We start from the raw sequence: 14703 nt of genomic DNA on the forward strand, positions 1-14703 counted from the left end.
CAGGACCGATTGGTTCCCGACCTTAGCCTGCGGATGTTTCCTGCACACGATCGAGGAGTCCCGACACGGCGGTGGACACCGCAGATTTGCGGATCTGCCACCGGTCCCCCGCCAATCCGAGCTCGTGCACCGACGTTCCGGAGGCCCCGGAAATGCTCAGGAACACGGTTCCCACGGGGTGTCCGTCCTGCATGTCCGGGCCCGCCACGCCGGTCAGGCCGACGCCCCAGTCGGCGCCGCAGCGGGCGCGGGCGCCGTCCGCGAGAGCGCGCGCGGTGGACTCGGCCACGGGTCCGTCCTCGGCGAGTCGTACGCGGTCGACCCCGGCCAGGGTGGCCTTGAGGTCGGTGGCGTAGACGATCAGCCCTCCCCGCAGGACGTTGCTGGCCCCGGGCACTCCCGCGATGGTCGCGGTGAGCAGGCCCGCGGTGAGCGATTCGGCGGTGGCCACGGTCTCGCCGCGGGCGGTCAGCACGGCCACCAGTTCGGCTGCCCGCGTGCCGTCGACCAACGGGTCGGTCACGCCCCGGTGCTCGCGTTCGCCTCGACCTTGTGGACCCCGGCCCTCAGCCGCACGGCCTGCACGACGTAGTCCAGCCCGGTCACCACGGTCAACAGCACGGCGGCACCCATGAGGACCCAACCGACGACCTCGAATCCCTGCGGCAGGGGAAGCAGGTAGAAGCCGATGGCGAAGGTCTGCACGAGGGTCTTGAGCTTGCCTCCCCGGCCCGCGGGGATGACGGCGTGCCTCAGGACCGCGAAGCGCAGGAGGGTGATGCCCAGCTCCCGGACCGCGATCACCGCAGTCACCCACCACGGGAGGTCGCCGAGAATCGACAGTCCGACGAGGGCGGCTCCGATCAGCGCCTTGTCGGCGATGGGGTCGGCGAGCTTGCCGAAATCGGTGACCAGGCCGTACTTGCGTGCGAGTTGGCCGTCGATCCGGTCGGTGATCGCTGCGACCGCGAACACGCCGGTGGCGATCAAGCGCCAGGTGGTGGAATGTCCGTCGCCGGCGAACAGCACGACGAGGAAGACGGGCACCAGCACGATTCTGAGCATCGTCAGGATATTTGCGATGTTCAGGAGCGGTACGGCCGTCTCACTCGCGGGCTCGACCGCCCGATCCGGGACGACCGAGTTGTCGGCGGCCGTCCAATCCTCGCGCTGCGCGCTCATCGGAGCACCGCAGCGTCGAACTGCACCCCGGGACGCTTCGGGGAGTGGGGAGGATTCGTTGGTCGTACCGGCACGTGCCTAAGAATATCGGTACGGCCGTTGGCTAATGTTCACGACATGACTTCTCGGACGCCGGACACCGCCGACAATCAGCTGATCGTGCGGCGAGCACGAACTTCCGACGTTCCCGAGATCAAGCGCCTGATCGACATCTATTCCGGCAAGATCCTGCTCGAGAAGAACCTCGTCACCCTGTACGAATCCGTCCAGGAGTTCTGGGTGGCCGAACGCGAGGGCACCGTGATCGGTTGCGGCGCAATGCACGTGCTGTGGGCCGACCTCGGCGAGGTACGCACGATCGCGGTCGATCCGGCGGCCAAGGGCCGGGGTGCCGGCCACCACGTGGTCGCCAAGTTGATCGAGGTCGCGCGGGAACTCGAACTCGAGCGCCTCTTCGTTCTCACGTTCGAGGTCGACTTCTTCGGCAAACACGGATTCGTCGAGATCGAGGGCACACCCGTGACCGCCGAGGTGTACGCCGAGATGTGCCGCTCATACGACACCGGTGTCGCCGAATTCCTCGATCTCAGCTACGTCAAGCCGAACACCCTCGGCAACACCCGAATGCTTCTCACCCTCTGACATCCATCGTGCATCTCGCCGTGGATCCCATTGTGTGAGACAGATGTGCCCGTGTTCCACGTCAATCCCAACCCGTCACCAGAGAGCGAGAACATGTCCCTGTTCGTAGTGGAGTACACGTATTCGGCCGATACCGTCGCGGGGCGCGACGAGCATCGCCCCGCCCACCGGGAATGGCTCGGTGAGCTCGCAACCAAGAAGACCGTCGTGTCGTCCGGACCCTTCGCCGACGGGAGCGGCGCGTTCATCATCGTCGACGCCGCCGACCTGGAGACCGTCGAACAGCTCTTCGCACACGACCCGTTCGCCCGCCAGGGCCTGGTCACCGCCACCCGAATCGTCGAATGGGTGCCGGTCCTCGGCGAATTCAGTTCCTGAACTCGCCGGGAAACCGGCACCCTTCGAGCACGACGTGCGGCGGACTACTTCGCCGGCGTCGTGTTCCGCGTCTTGAGGAGGCTGGCGATGGTGGTCACGGCCAGCACACCGATGATGACGGTGAGCGACAACACCGTCGACACCTCCGGTACCGCCACGTGCTCCCCGCCGTTGACGAAGCCGAGGGTGTTCTCGTGCAGCGCGTGCAGGACGAGCTTCACGCCGATGAACGCGAGAATGATCGACAGACCGTACGACAGGTACACCAGGCGGTCCAGCAGGCCGCCGATCAGGAAGTACAGCTGACGCAGACCCATCAGTGCGAACGCGTTGGCCGTGAAGACGAGGTACGGCTCCTGGGTGAGCCCGTAGATCGCAGGAATCGAGTCGAGCGCGAACAGCACGTCGGTGAAGCCGATGGCGACGAGCGCGAGCAGCAGCGGAGTCACGACACGCTTGCCGTCGATCCGCGTGACGAGCCGGTCGCCGTCGTAGGTGTCCGTGGTGGGCAGGAACTTCTTCGCGACGGCGACGATCTTGCTGTCGCGTTCCTCCTCGGCTTCCTTCTCGTTGCCGTGGTCACGCAGCAGCGTGTAGGCGGTGTAGATGAGGAACGCGCCGAACAGGTAGAACACCCAGCTGTACGTGTTGATCGCCGCGGCACCGACCGCGATGAAGATCCCGCGCATCACCAGCGCCATCACGATGCCGATCAGCAGCACCTTCTGCTGGTACTCCCGCGGCACCGCGAACGTGCCCATGATGATGACGAACACGAAGAGGTTGTCGACCGACAACGCCTTCTCGGTGACGTACCCGGCGAAGTATTCGCCGCCGTATTGACTTCCCCACAGCCACATCACGATCAGGCCGAAGAGGATCGCGATACCGATGTACACCGACGACCAGAACGCGGACTCCCGGAAGGTCGGGGCGTGCGGGGTGCGCACGTGCGCGAAGAAGTCGAAGACGAAGAGTCCGAGAATCACCACACAGGTGATGACCCAGACCAGCGGTGAAACGTGCATGAAAATAGACCTCCGGTATACCTAGTCGGTACCGGAGGTCTCTCCCGCCGCGCCGGAACCACTGTCCGAACGACTGATGGCACCGGATCGGCAATGGTGCCGATCGTGTTGACGATGCCGTCACAGAGGTGGGGATACTCCCCTCCAATTCGCTGCCCATTCAACCACACCGCGCGTGAACCGCACATATCGGACACGCGCAATGCGCCTTCAGTCCTGGTCGGGCGGGGCTTCGCTCGGGTCTCCGCCACGGATGGACCACAGCAAACCGTCGAGTTCCTCGGGCTTGATGAGGACCTCACGGGCCTTCGAACCCTCGCTGGGGCCCACCACTCCCCTGGTCTCCATCAGGTCCATCAGGCGGCCCGCCTTCGCGAATCCGACCCGCAGCTTCCGCTGCAGCATCGACGTGGACCCGAACTGGCTGGAGACGACGAGTTCCACCGCCTGCAACAGCACGTCCATGTCGTCGCCGATGTCGGGATCGACATCCTTCTTCTCTCCGACCTTCGCGGCGGTGACGCCGTCGGTGTACTCCGGCTCCGCCTGGTTCTTGCTGAAATCGACGACCGCGGAGATCTCTTCGTCGGTGATGAACGCACCCTGCAGGCGGGTCGGCTTGCCCGCGCCCATCGGCAGGAACAGCCCGTCGCCCATACCGATCAGCTTCTCGGCGCCGGGCTGGTCAAGGATGACCCGGGAGTCGGTCAGGGACGACGTCGCGAAGGCGAGCCGGGACGGCACGTTCGTCTTGATCAGCCCCGTCACGACGTCCACCGACGGCCTCTGGGTGGCCAGAACGAGGTGGATACCGGCGGCGCGCGCCTTCTGGGTGATGCGGACGATCGCGTCCTCGACGTCGCGTGGCGCGGTCATCATGAGGTCCGCGAGTTCGTCGACGATGGCGAGGATGTACGGGTACGGCCGGTAGACCCGTTCGCTGCCGAGCGGCGCGGTGATCTCACCCGACTTCACCTTGGAGTTGAAGTCGTCGATGTGGCGCACCCGGTTGGCCTGCATGTCCTGGTAGCGCTGCTCCATCTCCTCCACCAGCCAGGCCAGCGCGGCGGCGGCCTTCTTCGGCTGGGTGATGATGGGCGTGATGAGGTGCGGAATGCCCTCGTACGGTGTCAGCTCCACCATCTTGGGGTCGATGAGGATCATCCGGACCTCGTCGGGTGTGGCGCGGGACAGCAGCGACACCAGCATCGAGTTGACGAAACTCGACTTACCGGAACCGGTGGAGCCGGCCACCAGGAGGTGCGGCATCTTCGCGAGGTTCGCGCTGACGAAGTGGCCCTCGATGTCCTTGCCGAGACCGATCACCAGCGGGTGGTGATCCTTGCGGGTGCTCGGCGCGGTGAGCACGTCGGCGAGGCGCACCATCTCACGGTCGGAGTTGGGGACCTCGATACCGACGGCGGACTTGCCCGGGATCGGGGCGAGGAGGCGCACGTTGTCGGTGGCGACGGCATACGCGATGTTGCGGGCGAGCGCGGTGATCTTCTCGACCTTCACACCCGGGCCGAGTTCCACCTCGTAACGGGTGACGGTCGGGCCGCGGGTGAACCCGGTGACGGCGGCGTCGATCTTGAACTGTTCGAGGACCTCGGTGATGGCCTCGATCATCGCGTCGTTGGCCGAACTGCGCATCTTCGGCGGATCGCCGTCGATGAGCAGGGACGTCGGCGGCAGCGTGTAGTCGCCCTCGACCACCCGGTCGGTGACGAACTTGTCGACGTCGGGCAGCGGTTCCGGTTCGGGTTCCGGCTTCGGCGCGACGACGGGCTTGGCCTTGGCGCGCGCCGGTTTCGGGGCCGGCGCCGGGACGGGTTCCGTGGCGGGCTCGGTGTCCCACAGCCCGAGAACCTCCGTCTTCGCGCTGTCGCCGACGTCGTATTCGTCGGTGGGATAGTTGTCGGCCGGGGCACCCCGCACCCCGGACTTGTAGTCGTCGACCGGGTAGCCGTCGGCGTCGAACAGGGTGGGGTCGTATTCGCCTTCCTCGTAGTACTCGCTGTCGTAGTCGGCGTAGTGGTCGCGGCCGAACGACGTTCCGAAGTAGGACTGGAGCTTGCCGGGCACCTCGCGGATCGTGGTCCCGGTCAGCAGCAGGACACCGAACAGTGCCGCCATCAGAAGCAGCGGCGCGGCGAGCCACACGGTGAGGCCGTCGGTCAGCGGACCGCCCGCCGCATACCCGACGAAACCGGCGCCGTGAGCCCTGCCGTCGGCGTCGGTGGGTGAACCGGTCGCGATGTGCCACAGGCCCAGGACCGGCAGACCGACCAGCAGCGAACCCAGGACCAGCCTCGGCCGGATCTCGGGTTTCGGCTCGGTCCGCATCAGGATCACCGCGACGGCGACACCGATCAGCGGCAGGACGGCGGACGCCCCGCCGACCACCGCACGGACCCCGGTCTCGATCCACTCGCCCACCGGACCGCCCGCGGAGAACCAGATCCCGCCGGCGCCCACGACGCTGATCGCGATCAGCCCGAGCGCGATGCCGTCGCGCCGGTGACCCTGCTCGATCTCGGCCGCCTTGCCGACGGTGCGCGTGGTGGCTCCGACGCCCTTCGCCACGAGCGACCACCCGGCGCCCATTCCCCGGCCCACCGACTTCAGGGGACCGGATGCAGACGCCTTCTCGGCGGCGGGCCTGCGGGCGCCGCCACCTCGTGGCGAGGTGGACTTGCGCGGAGTGCTGACCGTCCGGGTCGTGCGGGACTTGGGCTTGGACGTGGTCGAGCCGCCCCGGGCGCCCGTTCTCACCGTGGACGTCGTGCTCGAACCGCGGGCGCTCGCCTTACCTGCCATGGCTCTCAGATTAGTCGCTACGGCACCTTCCGGACCATCCGCAACACCCGTAACACAGGGAGACCTGGGTGGGTATGCCGTCAGAACCCGCGGTCGAGGGAGGTCACGGCCGCGACGTCGGCCGCGTCACCCTCGGTCTCGATCCGCACCTGGTCCCGTCCGAACGCGTGCAGGGCGAGTTCGGACGGTTCACCGCGCAGGATCACCCGGCCGGCGCCGGCGGTGCGGACGGTGGCCTGCTCACCGGACGGCCGCTCGAACACTACCGACACCGGTGAACGGCGGTAGCCGAGCTTGCCGACCTTCTTCGCGAGACCCCACAGCGCGTCCTGACGCGATTCGGACAGGACCCGCGGCTCCCACCCCTCGTGCGCGCGACGGACGTCCTCGTGATGGACGAACATCTCCCCCAGGTTGACCTGGGCGTCCACCCAGTACATGGGCGACCACATCGGCGGACCCGACCGGACCTCGTCCAGGAGGCGACTCCACGGACGCGTGGCCGTCTCGTTCTGGACTTTCTCGGTGTATCCGGCGAGACGACCCACGACGATGCCGGGAGCAGCGTCGAGGCGTCGTTCACGCACGATCAGGTGGGCGGCCAGATCCCGGTTGGTCCACGTCCCGCAGAGGGTCGGGGCGTCGGGACCGAATTCGGCCATCGAATCGACGAGGGCGAGGCGTTCATCTCGGGCGAAGGTCACCCGACCGAATCTACCTGTCGGAGAACTACTTGCCCTCGGCCGACGGCACCGCGATGACGGTCGGGACGATCATCGGACGGCGACGGTACTTGTCGGCGACCCACCGGCCGACGACACGCCGGATCGCCTGGGCGATGCGATGTGCGTCGTTGATGCCTTCGGTGGCGAGACGAAGCAGTTCCGCCTCGACCAGCTGAGCCGCATCCTTGAGCGCGGTCGGGTCGTCGGAGAATCCGCGCCCCGACACCTCGGGGGTACTGACCGCGCGACCGGTGTGGTCGTCGATGACGACGTTGATGGCAATGAACCCGCCCTCACCGAGAACCAGACGGTCCGACAGGGTGGAGTCGCCGACGTCGCCGACCGACAGCCCGTCGACGTACACGTGCCCGACGGGGACCTGCCCGACGATCTCGGCGAGGCCGTCGACCATGTCGACGACCACGCCGTCCTCGGCGAGCACGATCCGTTCCTCGGGCACGCCGGTGGCCTTCGCGAGGGCGGCGTTGGCGCGCAGGTGACGCCATTCGCCGTGCACCGGCATGGCGTTGGTGGGACGCACCGCGTTGTACAGGTACAGCAACTCGCCCGCCGAGGCGTGGCCCGAGACGTGCACCTTGGCGCTCTGCTGCGTGACGACGGTGGCGCCGCGCTTGGCGAGCCCGTTGACGACGGCGAACACGGAATTCTCGTTGCCCGGGATCAGCGACGAGGCCAGCACCACGAGGTCGTTGGCCCGGATGTTGATCTGCCGGTGTTCACCGCGCGCCATCCGGGACAGCGCCGACAGCGGCTCGCCCTGCGACCCGGTCGAGATCAGTACGAGCCGGTCGTCGGGCAGGTTGGCCGCGGTGTCGATGTCGACGACCAGACCGTCGGGCACGCTCAGGTACCCGAGGTCCTGCGCGATCTGCATGTTGCGGACCATCGACCGGCCCACGAATGCCACCCGCCGGTTGTACCGGTGTGCGACGTCGACCACCTGCTGGATGCGGTGCACGTGGCTGGCGAAGGAGGCCACGATGACGCGCTGCCTGGCCTTGCCGATGACGTTGTCGAGCACACCCCCGATCTCGCGTTCAGGGGTGACGAATCCCGGCACCTCGGCGTTGGTGGAGTCGACGAGGAACAGGTCGACGCCCTCGTCGCCCAGGCGGGAGAAGCCGGCGAGGTCGGTGAGCCTGCCGTCGAGCGGCAGCTGGTCGAGCTTGATGTCACCGGTGTGCAGCACCACTCCGGCGTCGGTCCGGATCGCGACGGCGATCGCGTCGGGGATCGAGTGATTGACCGCGAAGTATTCGCACTCGAACGGGCCGTGCTCGGTCCGCTGCCCCTCCACGACCTCGACGAGGTTGGGGCGCTGGCGGTGCTCACGGCACTTGGCCGCGACCAGCGCGAGCGTGAACCGCGAACCCACGACCGGCAGATCCGGGCGCAGGCGCAGCAGGAACGGGATGGCGCCGATGTGGTCCTCGTGACCGTGCGTGAGGACGACGGCCTCGACGTCGTCCATGCGGTCCTCGATGTGCCGGAAGTCCGGGAGGATCAGGTCGACACCGGGCTGCTGGTCTTCCGGGAACAGCACACCACAGTCGACGATGAGCAGCTTGCCCTGGTGCTCGAACACGGTCATGTTGCGACCGATCTCGCCGATGCCGCCGAGCGCCACCACGCGCAGACCCTTGAACGGGGCCTTCGGTGGGGCGCCGAGCCGCGCCGTCGGATCGACCGCGGCGGGCCGCGAGTCCTGACGCTTGCTGCCGCCGCGACGACCGGAACGGGACCCCGACTTGTTCACGGCGCCGCCCTTCGTGGACGCGGTCTTCACGGGCGCGGACTTCGCCTGCTCCGATTTCGGGGCCGCCGGCTCGTCCGCGACGACCGGCGCCGACTCGGCGACCGGGGGTGCCGCCTGGGGTGGCTGGCTTGCTGTGGGTGAAGGGGGACCGGCCTGGCGGCTGGCGCTGCGACGACGAGGCGGTCGGGTCACGCGAGCACCCCCGCAGCGTGCAGATCGGCGGCCAGGAGATCTATCTGATCGTGTGTGGGCGCCACCTGCGGCAACCGGGGCTCCCCGACGTCGAGACCGATCAGACGCAGACCCGCCTTCGACGCGCTGACGCCGCCGAGACGCGCCACCGAGCGGATGACCGGGATCAGGCTGAGGTTGATAGCGCGGGCGCGGGCGATGTCACCGGCCGCGAAGGCGGTGTGGAGTTCCCGCAACCGGCCGGGCACGAGGTGCCCGATGACGCTGACGAATCCCGTCGCGCCCACCGAGAGCCACGGCAGGTTGAGCGGATCGTCACCCGAGTAGAACTGGAGGTCGGTGGTGCCGATCAGCTCGGCGCCCGCGTTGAGGTCGCCCTTGGCGTCCTTGACCGCGACGATGCGCGGGTTCTCGGCGAGGCGCCGGATGGTCTCCGTTTCGATGGGGACCACGGAGCGGGGTGGAATGTCGTAGAGCATGACCGGCAGGTCGGTGGCATTGGCGACGGCGGTGAAGTGCGCGAACAGGCCGGCCTGCGGCGGACGCGAGTAGTAGGGGGTGACGACGAGGAGGCCCTGCGCGCCGGCACGGGCCGCGTCACGGGCGAGCTCGACGCTGTGCGCGGTGTCGTTGCTGCCCGCGCCGGCGATGATCTTCGCGCGGTCGCCCACCGCGGCGATGACCGCGCGGAGCAGCTCGAGCTTCTCGTTCTCGGTGGTCGTCGGCGACTCACCGGTGGTGCCGGCGAGGACGAGGGAGTCGCATCCGTTGTCGACGAGGTACACCGCGAGGCGGACACCGGCGTCGACGTCCAGCTTTCCGTCCGAGGTGAACGGCGTCACCATCGCTGTGGACACGGTGCCGAACGGACGCTCGACGGGAGAAGCGGAATCACCGTAGGTCATGGTCAGAAGGCTACCCGGTGACCCAGGTAGTTTTGCACACCAGTCACGCGTCGGCGGCAAACGTGCTCCGTGCTACCTCTGTGCCGTCACCCCAGTCCAGTACCTCGAAGTCGCCGAAGACATTCGGCGCGGCCGCCTGCAACTGCCTCAGGCATTCGACCGCGACACGGCGGATCTCCACGTCGGCATGCTCGGTGGCCCGCATCGACACGAAGTGACGCCACGCCCGGTAGTTGCCCGTGACCACCACGCGCGTCTCCGTCGCGTTGGGCAGTACAGCCCTCGCCGCCTGCCTCGCCTGCTTGTTGCGCAGCGGCACACTGGAGGTGCCCGCCAGTTTCTCCTCGAGCGCCGCGAGGAGTTCGCCGTACGCCGCCCGGCTCGCGTCGGTGGCCTTCGCGAACAGAGCCTCGAGCTCGGGGTCGCCGGCGACGGCCGGCGGGACGACGACGTTCGCGTCGTTCTCGCGCACGAATCGCTGCGACAACTGCGAGTAGGAGAAGTGGCGGTGCCGGATGAGCTCGTGGGTGCACGACCGCGAGATCCCCGTGATGTAGAAGCTCACGGTGCCGTGTTCGAGCACCGACTCGTGCCCGACCTCGAGCAGATGACGCAGGTAACCGGCGTTGGTCGCCGTCCGCGGATTGGGCTTGGACCAGCTCTGATAGCACGCCCGGCCTGCGAACTCCGCCAGGGCTTCGCCGCCGTCGGCGTCGGTCTCCCACGGAATGTCCGCCGGCGGAAAGAACTCCGTCTTCGCGACGAGTTGCACCCTGAGCGGCACGGTCTGCGGCACTGCGCTGTTCCTCCTACCGAACTCCCTGGTCGGAGTCCCTCCTGAATGCATCGACCCTAGTCGCAGGGCTGATCGGGCTCGCGGGGCGCCCCGGCCAGGTACGGCGCCCGCAATGCCCGCGCTCTCCGTGGTGACGGCATCATCCGGATGAAGTCACGACTGCTTGACTGACGCCACTTATGACGTCATCATGGCGTCATGGACCTCGGCATCTACGTCTCCCGGTTGCGGGACGACCTGACCGCAGCTGCCGCACTCGGCGACGAGCAGACTCGGGCGACCGCAGCCGCGCTCGCCGCCGCGGTCGAACCCGCCGCGCGCCTGCTCCTCCTGTCGGCGCTCACCGATTTCGCCGGTGAAGTGTCGTCCGAACTGGGCAATCGCACCGTCGGTGTGCGCCTGGACGGTACCGAGGTCGCCGTCGACGTGCACCGCACTCCCCCCACACCGGGGCCGGACGGCGAACGAGCGGCGACGGCCGAAGACCTCGGCGCCGCCTTCGATAACGTCACCGGTGACATCAGTCGCGTCACCCTGCGTCTGATGGATCAGATCAAGTCGAAGGCCGAGGAGGCCGCCTCCGCGAACGGCGTGTCGCTCAATTCCTGGGTGTCGCAGGCGGTCCAGGGTGCGCTCAAGGACCAGATGCGCCGAAACGGTCGCGACAATTTCTGAGCCCCACAGCACTCACTCCACGCTCCTCTCGGCGGCGGTGATGTAATTACGTCGCATCAGCCACACGGTAAGAGTCGCCACAGGCTCGGAGGAGCGAAGAACATGGCCGTTTCCGGCGTCAAGGAATTCGAGATCAAGGCCGATCCGGCCACGGTGATGGCCGCCATCGCTGCGGTGGATCGCCTGCCCGAGTGGTCCTCGGCCCACAAGTCGGTCACCATCGAGAGCACACACGACGACGGCCGCCCTCACCGAGTCCGGATGAGCGTCTCCATCCTCGGTATCAGCGACGAGCAGGTTGTCGACTACACGTTCGAGGGCGACAACACCGTGTCGTGGCACCTCGTCGAGAGCGGCCAGCAGAACGCCCAGGACGGCTCGTACGTCCTCACCGAGTCCGGCGCCGGCACCAAGGTCACGTTCGAGTTGACGGTCGACCCGAAGATCCCACTGCCCGGGTTCCTCGTGAAGAAGGCGCAGAAAACGGCGCTCGAGACCGCGAGCAAGGGCCTGACGAAGTTCGTCGAGAGCCTGTAGTTTCTCACTCTCCTCGCGGCCGCGCCGCCGCGGCCGCGAGGAGGGCGCCGAGGTTGCCGCGATCGTCCACCCGGATGTCGTCCAGGCCCAGCCACGTTGCCATTCTTCGCAGTTCCGGGATCAGCGCCTCCACCACGCGGCCCGGACTCCGGTCGGGTTCCACGAACGCGGATCGCACGTCGAGCGTTCCCGACGTGCGGTCCGCCTTCAGATCGACCCTGGCGACCAGTTCACCGTTCAGCAGGAACGGAAACACGTAGTACCCGTGGACGCGTTTGTGCGCCGGGGTATAGATCTCGAGCCGGTACCGGAAGTCGAACATCCGCTCGGTCCGGGGACGGCAGAAGACGAGCGGATCGAACGGGCACAACAGCGCCGCCCCCTCCACCTTCCGGGGAACCCGCACGTCGCGGTGAACGAACGCCGGCCTGTCCCAGCCCCGGACCGTCACCTGTTCGAGCACCCCGTCCTCCACGAGTTCGGCGACCGCGGGCGCGGTCTGCGCCGGGGACAGTCGGTAGTAGTCGCGCAGGTCGGGTTCGGTGGCCACCCCGAGCGCCCGCGCCGACTTCTGCACGAGGCCGCGGACGGCGTCCGGTTCCGAGACATGATCGGAGAGAATCGCTTTCGGCAGTACACGTTCGGTGAGGTCATAGTGGCGGGTGAACGCGACCCGTTTGTCGACCGCCAGCGCGCCGGACGCGAACAGTTGCTCGCACACCACTTTGGTGTCGCTGCGATCCCACCACGGACCCTTGCGATCGGGGCGGTCGACCGCGAGGTGTTTCTCCACGTCACCCGCGCTGCACGCACCGACGGCGCCGATCACGTCGAGCACGTCGGCGGCCAGGGTGGGGTTGCGATCGAGTACACGGGATTCGCCGGACCAGCGGCCGTGCCGGTACCGGTGCATCCGCCAGCGCATCAGGGGCCAGTCCTCGACGGGGATGAACGCCGCCTCGTGCGCCCAGTACTCGGCCAGCATGCGGGGTGCGCGGGCGGAGTGCGACCAGGCCGCCGAGTCGACCAGTCCGCGGTCGTACACACCGAGTCGGCTGAACAGCGGAACGTAGTGGGCGCGCACGGCCACGGAGACCGAGTCGATCTGGAACAGCCGAACGCGGTCGAGAACCGACCGGACGTGCCTGCGCGTCGGCGCGCCCGCCGGTTTCCTGTCGGCGAATCCCTGCGCCCAGAGCGCCGATCTCCGGGCCGCCGCAGCGGTCATCTCACGCATACCCGCACCCTGCCATCCGCCACCGACACGGTCGCGGGGTCAGGCGTCCTCGGCCAACGTCACCGCGACCGTCGCGCCGAGTTCGTAACACCGCTCCCGCGCGCTCGCGTCGAGCGATCCGGTCAGTTCCAGGATCTCGGCCACCTGGGTGAGCGCCAGCCCGGTCACGATCTTCTGCACCGACGTCACGGCGCCTGCGGTGTCGTTGTTGCCGTGCACCCACAATCCGTAGGGGCGGCCGGCGACCGCGTCGAGGCACGGGTAGTAGACGGTGTCGAAGAAGTGCTTGAGCGCGCCCGACATGTAGCCGAAGTTGGCCGACGTCCCGAAGAGGAACCCGTCGGCGCCGAGGACGTCGGGCACGGTCGCACCGAGTGCGGGCACCGACTTCACGTCGACCCCCTCGATGTCGGGGTCACGCGCACCCTTCAGCACGGCTTCCAGGCACTCCCGGGTCACCGGCGACGGCGTGTGATGGACGACGAGTAGCGACTTCACAGTCGACAGCGTACGACCCGTTCCGGGCCTACCGGCCGGGCTCGCCTTCCCGCTCGGCGCGTTCGAGTTCGACGGCGCGTTTCATCGTCTCCCGGGCCCGCCCGCGGTCGCCGGCGTAGTCGTACGCCCGGGCGAGCCGGTACGAATTGCGCCAGTTGTCCGGGTCTGCTTCCCATTCCGTTTTGACTTGCTGGAACAGGGCGTCGGCGGCGTCCCGGTCGATGCGGCCCGACGGCCGCTTCGGAAGATCGGTGACATCCAGTTCGAGATTCTCGTCGGCGATGCGACGGGACAGGTGCTGATGCTGGAATCCGGCACGCAGCGTCGCATAGACGATCCAGACACCGAGGAACGGGAGGATCAGTACGCCGATACCGAGGCCGATCGCCGCTCCCCCGCCGTCCTGGATCAGCTCGATCCCGCGACGCCCGAGGAGGACGAAGTAGAACGCCAGGGCGGCGACCAGCAGTCCGATCGTGACGACGGTCTTCGTCGAGCCGTTCTTCACAGGTCGAGAAGTGGGTCGATACCGACGGTGAGACCCGGTCGGGTGCCGATCTGTCGCACACCGAGCAGCACTCCGGGAGCGAAGGAGTTGCGGTCGATCGAGTCGTGCCGGATGGTCAGCGTCTCGCCCTGCGTGCCGAGGATGACCTCCTGATGGGCGACGAGACCTGCGAGCCGCACGGAATGCACCCGCACGCCGTCCACGTCGGCTCCGCGGGCGCCGTCCAGTTCGGTGGTCGTGGCGTCCGGGCTCGGTCCGACCCCGGCCTTTCGCCGTGCCTCGGAGATGAGGGCGGCGGTCCGGTAGGCGGTGCCGGACGGCGCGTCCGCCTTGTTCGGGTGATGCAGTTCGATGACCTCGACCGAATCGAAGAATCGTGCTGCCGCCTCGGCGAAGCGCATGGACAGGACTGCGCCGATGGCGAAGTTCGGAGCGATGAGGACCCCGACGTCGGGTCGCTCCGCCACCCACGACCGCACCGTGTCGAGCCTGGCGTCGTCGAAGCCGGTGGTGCCCACGACCGCATGAATGCCGTTGGACACGAGGAACTTCAGATTGTCCATCACCACGTCGGGGTGGGTGAAGTCGACGACGACCTGCGTGCCGGCTTCGACGAATGCCTCCAACCGGTCGCCGTGATCGACCTCGGCGACGAGTTCGAGGTCCGGTGCCTGCTGCACCGCCTCACAGATCGCTCGGCCGACCTTGCCCTTGGCCCCGAGAACCCCGACCCTGATGGGTGCTGCTGCGCTCACTTCTCCACGCTCCGTCCAGTTCCAACGATTCGTCCGAAAGCCTACGCA

Annotated in this window: 16 protein-coding genes; 4 read left to right on the forward strand and 12 right to left on the reverse strand. The window is 67.7% G+C overall.

Features of this window, described 5'->3' with window-relative positions; genetic code table 11:
* Positions 1 to 22 precede the first annotated feature (22 nt).
* Together H0B43_RS03390 and pgsA are read right to left on the reverse strand one after the other, a co-directional pair.
* Entirely contained in the window at positions 23 to 523 is a 501-nt protein-coding gene (locus tag H0B43_RS03390) for a CinA family protein (RefSeq protein ID WP_185729294.1), read from the reverse strand.
* The gene (gene pgsA / locus H0B43_RS03395; RefSeq protein ID WP_185729293.1) at positions 520 to 1182 is read right to left on the reverse strand and encodes a CDP-diacylglycerol--glycerol-3-phosphate 3-phosphatidyltransferase; all 663 of its coding nucleotides are present in this window, start codon (positions 1180 to 1182) and stop codon (positions 520 to 522) included. The genes H0B43_RS03390 and pgsA overlap by 4 nt, the downstream gene beginning before the upstream one ends.
* A gap of 117 nt (positions 1183 to 1299) precedes the next feature.
* Here pgsA and H0B43_RS03400 point away from each other — a divergent pair, with 117 nt between their 5' ends.
* Entirely contained in the window at positions 1300 to 1824 is a 525-nt protein-coding gene (locus H0B43_RS03400; RefSeq protein WP_185729292.1) for an amino-acid N-acetyltransferase, read from the forward strand.
* A 93-nt stretch (positions 1825 to 1917) separates the two neighbouring features.
* The gene (locus H0B43_RS03405; RefSeq protein WP_185729291.1) at positions 1918 to 2202 is read left to right on the forward strand and encodes a YciI family protein; all 285 of its coding nucleotides are present in this window, start codon (positions 1918 to 1920) and stop codon (positions 2200 to 2202) included.
* A 44-nt stretch (positions 2203 to 2246) separates the two neighbouring features.
* On the opposite strand, the gene H0B43_RS03410 is transcribed toward H0B43_RS03405, so the two are convergent.
* The 6 genes from H0B43_RS03410 to thyX all read right to left on the reverse strand — a co-directional run bounded on the left by H0B43_RS03410 (position 2247) and on the right by thyX (position 10445).
* Entirely contained in the window at positions 2247 to 3230 is a 984-nt protein-coding gene (locus H0B43_RS03410; RefSeq protein WP_185729290.1) for a TerC family protein, read from the reverse strand.
* Between the two features lie 210 nt (positions 3231 to 3440).
* Positions 3441 to 6050 (reverse strand): DNA translocase FtsK, encoded by a 2610-nt coding sequence (locus H0B43_RS03415; RefSeq protein WP_185729289.1) that lies wholly within the window; start codon positions 6048 to 6050, stop codon positions 3441 to 3443.
* Positions 6051 to 6130: 80 nt separating this feature from the next.
* Positions 6131 to 6754 carry a TIGR03085 family metal-binding protein gene (locus H0B43_RS03420; RefSeq protein ID WP_185729288.1) on the reverse strand — a complete coding sequence of 208 codons (624 nt, stop codon included), beginning with the start codon at positions 6752 to 6754 and terminating at the stop codon, positions 6131 to 6133.
* A gap of 25 nt (positions 6755 to 6779) precedes the next feature.
* On the reverse strand, positions 6780 to 8744 hold the full coding sequence (locus H0B43_RS03425) for a ribonuclease J (RefSeq protein WP_312033943.1): 1965 nt from the start codon (positions 8742 to 8744) through the stop codon (positions 6780 to 6782).
* Positions 8741 to 9649, reverse strand: a complete 909-nt coding sequence (gene dapA / locus H0B43_RS03430) for a 4-hydroxy-tetrahydrodipicolinate synthase (protein WP_185729287.1) — start codon at positions 9647 to 9649, stop codon at positions 8741 to 8743. The genes H0B43_RS03425 and dapA overlap by 4 nt, the downstream gene beginning before the upstream one ends.
* Positions 9650 to 9692: 43 nt before the next feature.
* Entirely contained in the window at positions 9693 to 10445 is a 753-nt protein-coding gene (gene thyX, locus H0B43_RS03435; protein WP_185729286.1) for an FAD-dependent thymidylate synthase, read from the reverse strand.
* A 198-nt stretch (positions 10446 to 10643) separates the two neighbouring features.
* On the opposite strand from thyX, the gene H0B43_RS03440 reads away from it, so the two are divergent.
* Together H0B43_RS03440 and H0B43_RS03445 are read left to right on the forward strand one after the other, a co-directional pair.
* Entirely contained in the window at positions 10644 to 11120 is a 477-nt protein-coding gene (locus H0B43_RS03440) for a toxin-antitoxin system HicB family antitoxin (protein WP_185729285.1), read from the forward strand.
* 102 nt (positions 11121 to 11222) lie between these two features.
* On the forward strand, positions 11223 to 11657 hold the full coding sequence (locus H0B43_RS03445) for an SRPBCC family protein (protein ID WP_015890414.1): 435 nt from the start codon (positions 11223 to 11225) through the stop codon (positions 11655 to 11657).
* Between the two features lie 4 nt (positions 11658 to 11661).
* Here the strand turns inward: H0B43_RS03445 and H0B43_RS03450 are convergent, their stop codons facing one another.
* Genes H0B43_RS03450 through dapB form a run of 4 tightly spaced genes read right to left on the reverse strand, consistent with a single transcriptional unit; the run spans position 11662 to position 14655 of the window.
* On the reverse strand, positions 11662 to 12894 hold the full coding sequence (locus tag H0B43_RS03450) for a winged helix-turn-helix domain-containing protein (protein WP_185729284.1): 1233 nt from the start codon (positions 12892 to 12894) through the stop codon (positions 11662 to 11664).
* Between the two features lie 39 nt (positions 12895 to 12933).
* Positions 12934 to 13392, reverse strand: a complete 459-nt coding sequence (locus tag H0B43_RS03455; protein WP_185729283.1) for a flavodoxin family protein — start codon at positions 13390 to 13392, stop codon at positions 12934 to 12936.
* 28 nt (positions 13393 to 13420) lie between these two features.
* Positions 13421 to 13900 (reverse strand): hypothetical protein, encoded by a 480-nt coding sequence (locus tag H0B43_RS03460; protein WP_185729282.1) that lies wholly within the window; start codon positions 13898 to 13900, stop codon positions 13421 to 13423.
* Positions 13897 to 14655: a 4-hydroxy-tetrahydrodipicolinate reductase gene (dapB, locus tag H0B43_RS03465; protein ID WP_185729281.1), complete on the reverse strand. Its 759-nt coding sequence runs from the start codon at positions 14653 to 14655 to the stop codon at positions 13897 to 13899. The genes H0B43_RS03460 and dapB overlap by 4 nt, the downstream gene beginning before the upstream one ends.
* Positions 14656 to 14703 lie beyond the last annotated feature (48 nt).

The sequence above is a fragment of the Rhodococcus sp. 4CII genome, assembly GCF_014256275.1.
Lineage (GTDB): Bacteria > Actinomycetota > Actinomycetes > Mycobacteriales > Mycobacteriaceae > Rhodococcus_F > Rhodococcus_F wratislaviensis_A.

What these genes read in the sequence shown, in the direction of transcription:
- pgsA (WP_185729293.1), bottom strand. Translation starts at nt 1,182, where the DNA reads ATGAGCGCGCAGCGCGAGGATTGGACGGCCGCCGACAACTCGGTCGTC.
- H0B43_RS03400 (WP_185729292.1), top strand. Translation starts at nt 1,300, where the DNA reads ATGACTTCTCGGACGCCGGACACCGCCGACAATCAGCTGATCGTGCGG.
- H0B43_RS03405 (WP_185729291.1), top strand. Translation starts at nt 1,918, where the DNA reads ATGTCCCTGTTCGTAGTGGAGTACACGTATTCGGCCGATACCGTCGCG.
- H0B43_RS03410 (WP_185729290.1), bottom strand. Translation starts at nt 3,230, where the DNA reads ATGCACGTTTCACCGCTGGTCTGGGTCATCACCTGTGTGGTGATTCTC.
- H0B43_RS03415 (WP_185729289.1), bottom strand. Translation starts at nt 6,050, where the DNA reads ATGGCAGGTAAGGCGAGCGCCCGCGGTTCGAGCACGACGTCCACGGTG.
- dapA (WP_185729287.1), bottom strand. Translation starts at nt 9,649, where the DNA reads ATGACCTACGGTGATTCCGCTTCTCCCGTCGAGCGTCCGTTCGGCACC.
- H0B43_RS03440 (WP_185729285.1), top strand. Translation starts at nt 10,644, where the DNA reads ATGGACCTCGGCATCTACGTCTCCCGGTTGCGGGACGACCTGACCGCA.
- H0B43_RS03445 (WP_015890414.1), top strand. Translation starts at nt 11,223, where the DNA reads ATGGCCGTTTCCGGCGTCAAGGAATTCGAGATCAAGGCCGATCCGGCC.
- H0B43_RS03450 (WP_185729284.1), bottom strand. Translation starts at nt 12,894, where the DNA reads ATGCGTGAGATGACCGCTGCGGCGGCCCGGAGATCGGCGCTCTGGGCG.